This is a genomic window from Actinomadura sp. CNU-125 (genome assembly GCF_001942465.1).
In the GTDB taxonomy this organism is placed as follows: domain Bacteria; phylum Actinomycetota; class Actinomycetes; order Streptosporangiales; family Streptosporangiaceae; genus Spirillospora.
Map to the genome: position 1 here is coordinate 1 of NZ_MKJY01000427.1, position 2949 is coordinate 2949.

Here is a 2949-nt window from a genome sequence, read left to right on the forward strand (position 1 = left end):
CGCCGCCGCGGGCGGCGCGGAACCGCCGCCGCCGGGACGGGTCGCGCACCGGGCGGGCGGGGACCTCGGGGCGCGGCTGCGCCGGGTCGCCCGCGGGCTCGGCGTCACCCTGAACACGGTGACGCAGGCGGCGTGGGGGCTGCTGGTCGGGCAGCTCACCGGACGCTCCGACGTCGCGTTCGGCGCGATCGTGTCCGGGCGGCCGATGGAGCTGCCGGGCGTCGAGCGCATGGTCGGGCTGTTCATCAACACGGTGCCGGTCCGCGTCGCCGCCGCCCCCGGCGACACCCTCGCCGGGACGCTGACCCGCCTCCAGGCCGCCCAGTCCGCGCTGCTGGACCACCAGCACCTCGGGCTGCCGGAGATCCGCCGCGCCGCCGGGGACGGCGCGGTGTTCGACACCCTCCTCGTCCACCAGAACTACCCGCGGAACCCGGACGGGCCGCTGCGCCTCGACGGGCTGGAGGTCGGCGGGGGCGGCGGCGAGGACGCCTCCCACTACCCCCTCACCCTCGTCGTCACCCCCGGCGACGACGAGCTGGAGCTGCGCATCGACTACCGGCCGGACGTGTTCGACGAGCGGGCCGCGTGGGCGCTGACGAACCGCCTGGTGCGGGTGCTGGAGCAGACGGCCGACGACCCCCTCGCCCGCGTCGCCGACGTCGACGTCCTCACCCCCGAGGAGCGCGAGACGGTCCTGCGCGGATGGAACGACACGGCCCGTCCCGTCCCCGCCGGGTCCGTCCCGGACCTGTTCGCGGCGCAGGCCGCGCGGACGCCCGGCGCGGTCGCCGTTGCCGGGCGGGACGCGTCCGGGACGGACGTGACCTGGACCTACGCGGAACTGGGCGCCCGCGCCGACGCGGTGGCGCGCGCGCTGATCGGCCGGGGCGTCCGCCCTCACGACCTCGTCGGGGTCGTCCTGGAACGCTCGGCCGAACTGGTGCCCGTCCTGCTGGGGGTGCTGAAGGCGGGCGCCGCGTACGTGCCGCTGGACCCCGCGCACCCGGACGAGCGCCGCCGCGCGATCATCGAGGAGGCGGGCGTGACCGCCGTCCTCACCGGGGACGACGTGTTCGAGCCGGTCGAAGACGGCCCCGACGTCCGCGTCCCGGCGGGGAGCCTCGCGTACGTGATGTACACGTCGGGGTCGACGGGCGTGCCGAAGGGCGTCGCCGTCACCCACGCGAACGTGGTGGCGTTCTGCCTGGACGAGGCGTGGCGCGACGACGTCGTCGAGTCGGTCCTGGTGCAGGCCAACCACGCGTTCGACGCGTCCACCTACGAGATCTGGACGCCGCTGCTGCACGGCGGGCGCCTCGTCGTCGCACCGCCCGGCCGGGTGGACGCCGCCGAACGCGCCCGCCTCATCGCCGCGCACCGCGTCACGAACGTGCACGCCACCGCCGGGCTGTTCGCCGCGCTCGCCGACGAGGCGCCGTGGATGTTCGCGGGCGTCCGCGAGGTGTCGACCGGCGGCGACGTCGTGTCGGCCACGGCCGTCCGGACCCTCCTGCGCACCTGCCCCGGACTGGTCGTGCGGACGACCTACGGCCCCACCGAGACGACCGCGTTCACCGCGCAGGTCGCCTACACCGCCGGCGAGGGCGTCCCGGCCGCGGTGCCCCTCGGATTCCCGATGGACAACACCCGCGCCTACGTCCTCGACGCGTTCTTACGCCCGGTTCCTCCCGGCGTCGTCGGCGAGCTGTACATCGCGGGCGCCGGAGTGGCGCGCGGCTACGCGGGACGTCCCGCGCTCACCGCCGAACGGTTCGTCGCCTGCCCGTTCGCCGGGCCCGGCGAACGCGTCTACCGCACCGGGGACCTCGCGAGCTGGGGCGCGAACGGCGTGCTGCGCTTCGCGGGCCGCGCCGACGGCCAGGTGAAGATCCGCGGGTTCCGGATCGAACCCGCCGAGGTGGAGGCCGTGCTCGGCGGCCACGACGACGTCGCCCGCGCCGCGGTCGTCCTCCGCGAGGACCGGCCCGGCGCCCGACGGCTCGTCGGCGACGTCGTCGCCGCGCCGGGCGCCGCCGCCGACCCCGCCGCGCTCCGCGCGTCGCGGCGGCGCGGCTGCCGGAGTACATGGTGCCCCGCCGACATCGTCCCGGTCGACGCGATCCCGGTGACCGCCAACGGCAAGGTGGACCGGGCGGCGCTGCCCGCCCCCGCCGCCGTCGCTGCGGCCGCCGGGCGCGGCCCGCGACCCCCGCCGAGGAGACGCTGTGCGGCCTGTTCGCCGACGTCCTCGGCCTGGCCGCGGTCGGCGCCGAGGACTCCTTCTTCGCGCTGGGCGGCGACTCCATCACCTCGATGCTGGTGGTGGCGCGGGCCCGCCGCGCGGGCCTCGCGCTGTCCGCCCGGCAGGTGTTCGAGCACCGCACCCCCGCCGCCCTCGCGAGCGCGCCGGACCGCGCCGCCGCCGACCGACGCCCCCGACCCGGACGACGGCCCGTACGGGGACGTCCCCCTCACCCCCGCGATGCTCGACATGGCCGAGCGCTGCGACCTCGCCGGACGGTTCAGCCAGGCGATGCTCGTGACCCTCCCGGCGGGCGCCGACCACGACCGGCTGGAAGCCGCCGTCCACGCCGTCCTGAACACCACGACGTCCTGCGCGCCCGCCTCCGCCGCCACCCCCGGCGGCGACCCGGCCCTGACGATCCCGCCGCCGCCCCCCGGCACCGCCGTCCGCGTGCCCCGCGTCGACGTCGCCGCACCCGGCCCCGTCCGGTGGAGCGACATCGCCGAACGCGTGGGCCGCGCGGGCCGCCCGCGGGCTCGACCCCGAGGCGGGCGTGATGCTGCGCGCCGTCCGGCTCGACGCCGGACCGCACGCCCCCGGACGTGGCTGCTGCTCGTCGCGCACCACCTCGTGGTCGACGGTGTGTCGTGGCGGGTGCTGGTGCCCGACCTCGCCGCCGCCTACGGCGACCCCGGCGCCCC

Annotated in this window: 1 protein-coding gene and 1 pseudogene; both read left to right on the forward strand. The window is 77.7% G+C overall.

Going from position 1 to position 2949, the window contains the following annotated elements; all coding sequences use genetic code 11:
• Positions 1 to 109: 109 nt before the first annotated feature.
• Positions 110 to 2086, forward strand: a pseudogene (locus BJF79_RS35940) (non-ribosomal peptide synthetase); the annotation flags it as partial.
• A 2-nt stretch (positions 2087 to 2088) separates the two neighbouring features.
• Positions 2089 to 2805, forward strand: a complete 717-nt coding sequence (locus BJF79_RS67700; protein ID WP_410050188.1) for a phosphopantetheine-binding protein — start codon at positions 2089 to 2091, stop codon at positions 2803 to 2805.
• The last annotated feature ends 144 nt before the right edge of the window (positions 2806 to 2949 follow it).